6 protein-coding genes are annotated in these 6290 nt (G+C 69.7%); all 6 read right to left on the bottom strand.

Annotation, left to right across the window (positions count from 1 at the left end; all coding sequences use genetic code 11):
* Positions 1-252: 252 nt before the first annotated feature.
* Genes O3Q52_RS46990 through O3Q52_RS46965 form a run of 6 tightly spaced genes read right to left on the bottom strand, consistent with a single transcriptional unit; the run spans position 253 to position 6141 of the window.
* Positions 253-1668: an NAD(P)(+) transhydrogenase (Re/Si-specific) subunit beta gene (locus O3Q52_RS46990; protein WP_269654597.1), complete on the bottom strand. Its 1416-nt coding sequence runs from the start codon at positions 1666-1668 to the stop codon at positions 253-255.
* A complete protein-coding gene (locus tag O3Q52_RS46985) occupies positions 1665-2003 on the bottom strand; it encodes an NAD(P) transhydrogenase subunit alpha (protein WP_269654596.1) in 339 nt (112 codons plus the stop codon). Before O3Q52_RS46985 ends, O3Q52_RS46990 begins: the two co-directional genes overlap by 4 nt.
* Complete coding sequence (locus O3Q52_RS46980) at positions 2000-3172, bottom strand: NAD(P) transhydrogenase subunit alpha (RefSeq protein WP_269654595.1); 1173 nt, start codon at positions 3170-3172, stop codon at positions 2000-2002. Before O3Q52_RS46980 ends, O3Q52_RS46985 begins: the two co-directional genes overlap by 4 nt.
* Positions 3173-3224: 52 nt before the next feature.
* A complete protein-coding gene (locus O3Q52_RS46975) occupies positions 3225-4238 on the bottom strand; it encodes a zinc-dependent alcohol dehydrogenase (protein ID WP_269654594.1) in 1014 nt (337 codons plus the stop codon).
* Entirely contained in the window at positions 4235-4606 is a 372-nt protein-coding gene (locus O3Q52_RS46970) for a DUF779 domain-containing protein (protein ID WP_269654593.1), read from the bottom strand. Before O3Q52_RS46970 ends, O3Q52_RS46975 begins: the two co-directional genes overlap by 4 nt.
* 14 nt (positions 4607-4620) lie before the next feature.
* Positions 4621-6141 (bottom strand): aldehyde dehydrogenase family protein, encoded by a 1521-nt coding sequence (locus O3Q52_RS46965; RefSeq protein ID WP_269654592.1) that lies wholly within the window; start codon positions 6139-6141, stop codon positions 4621-4623.
* Positions 6142-6290 lie beyond the last annotated feature (149 nt).

Raw genomic sequence — 6290 nt, 5'->3', positions numbered from 1 at the left:
CGAGTGCGACAACTGCTACGGCGTCTGCCCCGACAACGCCATCACCAAGCTCGGTCCCGGCAAGGGGTTCGCGATCGGCCTCGGCTGCTGCAAGGGATGTGGGCCGTGCCTGGCCGAATGCCCGGCCGGGGCGATGGAGATGGGCCGGAGGAAGGTGCGGACGCGGACGAGGGCCGATGGTGGACTTGCCGTCCGACGGGCCGCCCCGGGGATGCGCTCCCGGGGGCGGCCGCAGACCCGCGTGCGGGTCGGTCAGACGACGAACTGCCGTACAGCCGCCTTGAGTTCGGCCAGTCCCTTCTTCGCGTCGGTGAAGAACATGCCGGTCCTGGGGTTGGTGTAGAGCTCGTTGTCGATGCCCGCATAGCCGTGGCCCATCGAGCGCTTGACGACCACGATGCTCTTCGCCCTGTCGACGTCGAGGATCGGCATTCCGGAGATGGCGTTGCCGGGGCGGCGGGCTGCCGGGTTGGTGACGTCGTTGGCGCCGATGACCAGGGCGACGTCGGCCTGTGGGAACTCGGGGTTGACCTCGTCCATCTCCTTGAGCTGCGGATAGGGCACGTTCGCCTCGGCGAGCAGCACGTTCATATGGCCCGGCATCCGGCCCGCGACCGGGTGCACGGCATAGCTGACCTCGATGCCGTGCTCTTCCAGCAGCGCGGCCAGATCACCGAGTTCGTGCTGGGCCTGCGCGGCGGCCAGACCGTAGCCGGGCACGACGATGACCTTGGTCGCGTAGGCGAGCTGGATCGCCACGTCGTCCGCGGACAGTGAACGCACCTGGGCCGGGGCTCCGCCAGGACCGATCGCGGCCGGGGCGTCGCCGGTGCCGAAGCCGCCGATGACGATGTGGGCGATCGACCGGTTCATCGCGTCTGCCATCAGCTTGGTGAGGATGCCGCCCGAGGCGCCGACCAGGGCACCCGCGGTGATCAGGACGGGCTCGGCGAGGACGAAGCCCGCCATCGCGACCGCCGTTCCGGTGAAGGCGTTCAGCAGCGAGATGACCACCGGCATGTCCGCGCCGCCGATCGGCAGCACCATCGTCACACCGAAGGCGAGAGCGGCGACCAGCAGGACCATCAACCCGCCCGTTCCCTGGGGATCGAGAACCAGCCAGAGGGTGCCCACCGCGAACGCGGCCGGCAGGGCGACGTCCAGGCCGCGCGCTCCGCGGAACACGATCGGACGCCCCGGCACCCATCCCTGCAGCTTGCCCGCGGCGATCAGCGAGCCGGAGAAGGTGACCGCGCCGATGACGATGTCGAGCGCGCCGGGGACGGTGATCCGCGCGCCCAGCGACTCCGGGTGGGCGGTCTGCAGCAGGTCGTTCACGGCGATCAGGGCGGCCGCGCCGCCGCCGACGGCGTTGAACAGGCTCACGAGCTGAGGCATCGCGGTCATCTCGATCTGCTGTGCCGCGTACAGCCCGAGCGCGGAGCCGAGCACACCGCCAAGGACGAGCACCAACCAGCCTGTGCCGGTGATGTCACCCTCGTCCAGCAGCAACACCGCGGTCGCGGCGATCGCCACGCCCATCGCGGCGGCGGAGAGGGTGTTGCCGCGGCGCGCGGTACGCGGCGAGTTCATCAGATGCAGACCCAGCACGAAGCAGGCCGCGGCACCCAGGAAGACATAACGGACTGTGGTTTCAAGGGTGTTCATGACGTGACGCCCTTCCCTGCCGTTTCGGACTTCTCTCCCGCCCCCGGCTTCTTGGGGCGTGCCCGGAACATGTGCAGCATGCGGTCGGTGACGACGTAGCCGCCTACGACGTTCATCGCGCCGAAGGCCACCGCCACGAAGGCGAGGACGTAGCCGATCGCGTTGTGCGCCTCGGCGGCGATCAGCATCGCGCCGATGACGACGATGCCGTGGATGGAGTTGGCACCCGACATCAGCGGAGTGTGCAGGGTCGCCGGGACCTTGCTGATGACCTCGAAGCCGACCAGCACACTGAGCACGAAGACCATGACGGCGGTGAGGAGATCGAGGTTCATGACGCGCCTCCTTCGGCAGTCTCCGGTGTGACCGTGGACCCGTCGGCCGGCTCGTGCGCGACCCCGTCTCCCAGCAGAGCGCCGGTGATCTCGTCGGACGGATCGAGTACCAGCTCGCCGTCGCGCAGGAGGTGACGCAGGAGCGCGACGAGATTGCGGGAGTACGCCGTGGACGCGGCGGTGGCCATGGCGGAGGACAGTCGCCCTGCGCCGATCAGGGTCACTCCGCCGTCCAGGACGACTGTCTTCTCCGGCTCCGAGCCCTCGACGTTCCCGCCGAGTGCGCTCGCCGCCAGGTCGACGACCACCGAGCCGGGCTTCATCCGCTCGACCGCCGTCGCGGTCACCAGCAACGGGGGCTTGCGCCCAGGCACCTGGGCCGTGGTGATCACGACGTCGGAGCGGGCGATGTACGCGTCGAGCGCCTCCCGCTGAGCCTGCTGCTCCTGGTCGGTCAGCTCCCTCGCGTAGCCTCCCTGCCCGGCGCCCGATTCCTCGTCCGGCGGGCGCCGGATGTCGAGGAACCGGGCGCCGAGTGACTCCACCTCCCCTCTCGACTCGGGGCGTACGTCGTACGCGCTCACGACGGCGCCGAGGCGACGAGCCGTGGCGATCGCCTGCAGCCCGGCCACTCCGGCCCCGAGAACGAGGACCGCCGCGGGAGGCGCGGTGCCGGCCGCGGTGGTCAGCATCGGGAAGAACCTGTCGTACGTGTCGGCCGCGAGCAGTGCCGCCTTGTACCCGGCGACGTTGGCCTGTGAGGTCAACGCGTCCATGGACTGGGCACGGCTGAGGGTGCGGGGCAGCAGATCCAGACTCACCGTGCGGACACCGCGCTCGGCCAGTTCCCCGGTCAGGGCGCGGTGCCGCAGCGGTTCGAGCAGGCCGATCAGGACCTGCCCGGGACGAAGCACCGCTGCTGTCTCGGCGTTCGGCGGTCCCACGCACAGCACGGCGTTCGCGCGCTCGTACAGTTCGTCCACCGGAACGACGGTGGCGCCCGCCGCCGTGTAGTCGGCGTCGCCGAACCAGGCTCCGGATCCGGCACCGGTCTCGACGAGTACGTCAAGTCCGGTCCGGCGCAGAAGAGTTACGGCCTCGGGGACCAGGGCGACGCGGCGTTCGCCAGGCGCCTGTTCCCTTATGGCTCCGACGGTGAGGGTTCCCATGATCTGCTGCCTCTCCCTGTGGCCCTGGTCGCTCAGGGCTCGTCGCGGTCGGTCAGAACCCGAAGACGAGCCGGGCCTCGGCCCGCCCGCCGAGCACTTCGTCGAAGGATTCGTTGACTTCGTCGAGACGCCGCGTCTCGGTGATCACCTGGGTGCGGCCGGCCGCGTGCAGCGCGAACACCTCGGCAAGGTCCTGGCGGGTCCCGACGATCGAGCCGATGACGGAGATCCCGGAGAGCACGGTCTCGAAGATCGGCACGTTGATCGCGGCGTCGTCGGCGGGCAGGGCGACCATCACCAGGCGCCCGCCGCGGTTCAGCGACCGGTAGGCCTGTTCGAAGGCCTCGGGCGCGGCGGCGAGGACGACGGCCACGTCCGCGCCGCCCGCCGCCTTGATCTCGGCGACCGGGTCGTGCGTACGTGCGTTGACGATGTGGTCCGCCCCGAGCCGGTGGGCCAGGCCCAGCTTGTCGGGTTCGAGGTCGACGGCGGTGACGAAGGCGCCGACGAGGCGCGCGTACTGCAGCGCCAGGTGGCCGAGCCCGCCGACACCGAAGACGGCGACCCGCTCGGCGGGCACCACCCGGGCCACCTTGATGGCCTTGTACGTGGTCACGCCGGCGCAGGTCAGCGGCGCCGCGTCGAGGGACGTCACGCCGTCCGGCACCTCAACGAGGGCGCCCACGTTCGCGAGGACGTACTCGGCGAAGCAACCGTCCACGGAGTAGCCGGTGTTGACCTGGCTCTCGCACAGGGTCTCCCAGCCGGAGACGCAGTAGCGGCAGGTGCCGCAGGACGATCCGAGCCACGGGATCGCGACCCTCCTGCCCACGAGGCTCAGGGGCACGCCCCTGCCGACACGCTGGACGGGGCCGACGCCTTCGTGTCCTGGGATGAACGGCGGGTGGGGCTTGACGGGCCAGTCGCCGCGCGCCGCGTTGATGTCGGTGTGGCACAGGCCGGAGGCTTCCATACGGACCAGTGCCTGGCCGGGGCCCGGATCGGGGATGGGCAGTTCGCGTATTTCCAGGGGCTTGCCGAGGTCGGTGACGACTGCTGCTTTCATGACCGCTCCTGTGCTGGTGCGGCGTCGCGTACGACGACCCGCGTGACGAAGTGCAGCCCGTCCCCGGCTGCGAGGGAGAAGCCGCCCGGTGCCCCTGGTCCGACGTCCAGGACGAGGCGCGGGCGGCCGAGTGCCTGGTACTGGTCGGCGTCGATGGAGAAGGTGCAGCCGTCGATCACGCCGAGCAGCATGTCCCCCTCGCCGAGGGCGAATTCACCGCTCGGGAAGCACATCGGATCGCTGCCGTCGCAGCATCCTCCGGACTGGACGAACATCACCGGCCCCCCGTGGGCGGCGCGCAGGGCCGCGAGGGCCCGGTGCGCCGCCTCGGTGGCGGTGACGCGCCCGACGTTTCCGTTCTCGGGCATGCCGTCGCCTCCTCCTAGAACAGCCCGAGCGGCTTGGTGCCATAGCTGACCAGGAGGTTCTTGGTCTGGCTGTAGTGCTCGAGCATCATCTTGTGCGTCTCACGGCCGATGCCGGAGACCTTGTAGCCACCGAACGCCGCACCGGCGGGATACAGGTGGTAGCAGTTCGTCCAGACACGGCCCGCCTGGATCGCGCGGCCCATCCGGAAGGCACGGCCCGTGTCGCGGGTCCACACCCCGGCGCCGAGGCCGTACAGCGTGTCGTTGGCGATCTCCAGTGCCTCGGCCTCGTCCTTGAAGGTGGTGACCGCGAGGACAGGACCGAAGATCTCCTCCTGGAAGACACGCATCCTGTTGTGGCCCTTGAGGACCGTCGGCTCGTAGAAGTAGCCGTCCGCGAACTCCCCTCCGACCGCGGCACGGTGACCGCCGACGAGCAGCTCCGCACCCTCCTTCAGACCGATCTCCACGTACGAGGCGATCTTCTCCACCTGGGACTTGGAAACCTGCGGGCCGATCATGGTCTCGGTGTCCAGCGGGTCGCCCTGCCTGATGGCGCGGATCCGCTCCAGGCAACGCCCCATGAACTCCTCGTAGATGTCCTCCTGGATCAGTGCGCGGGACGGGGCGGTGCAGACCTCGCCCTTGTTGAACGCGTACAGGACGAGTCCTTCGACGGCCTTGTCGAGGAACTCGTCGTCGGCGGCGGCCACGTCGTTGAAGAAGATGTTCGGCGACTTGCCGCCCAGCTCCAGGGTGACCGGGATGATGTTCTGGGCCGCGTACTGCATGATCAGCCGGCCGGTGGTGGTCTCACCGGTGAAGGCGACCTTGGCGATGCGCTTGTTGGTGGCCAGCGCCTTGCCGATCTCGGCGCCGGGGCCGTTGACGACGTTGAGGACGCCCGGCGGGACGATGTCGCCGATGACCTCCATCAGCTTCAGGATCGACCACGGGGTCGGCGACGCCGGCTTGAGCACGGTGGCGTTGCCCGCCGCCAGTGCGGGCGCGAGCTTCCACGCGGCCATCAGCAGCGGGAAGTTGAACGGGATGATCTGCCCGACCACACCCAGCGGCTCGTGGAAGTGGTAGGCCACGGTCTCCTTGTCGATCTCGGTGATCGAGCTCTCCTCGGCCCGTATGGCGGCCGCGAAGTAGCGGAAGTGGTCGGCCGCGAGGGGGATGTCGGCAGCCAGGGTCTCGCGGACCGGCTTGCCGTTCTCCCAGCTCTCGGCGACCGCGAGTTCCTCGCGGTGGGCGTCGATGGCGTCGGCCACCGCGTTGAGCACCGCCGCCCGCTGGGCCGTGGAAGCCTCGCCCCACTTGTCCTTCGCCGCGTGCGCGGCGTCCAGGGCGAGTTCGATGTCCTGCGGCCCCGACTTCGGAACCTCACAGATCGGCCTGGCGGTGGCGGGGCTCAGATTCGGTGTGTACGTCCCGGTGGTCGGTGCCTCCCACTTGCCACCGATGAAGTTCTCGTACCGGGGCGCGACGTGCACGGGGCTGCCCGTTTTCCCCGGGGGTTCGTACCTCATGATCGTCCCCTTTCGTGTCACGACGACCGTGGTGTCTGGTCCCACGCTAGGAACGGCGACGCTGCATCAACGCTGCATATGTGCGGACCTGCGGCGGGACGACCGGCACGCGCACTCCCGCGGGCAGGCCCCGTGGTGCGGCCGCCGAC

Origin of the sequence: Streptomyces sp. ActVer, from assembly GCF_027270795.1 — a bacterium.
Lineage (GTDB): Bacteria > Actinomycetota > Actinomycetes > Streptomycetales > Streptomycetaceae > Streptomyces > Streptomyces umbrinus_A.
The sequence above is the reverse complement of the archived record's forward strand: the minus strand, read 5'-3'. Positions and strand labels throughout refer to the sequence as shown.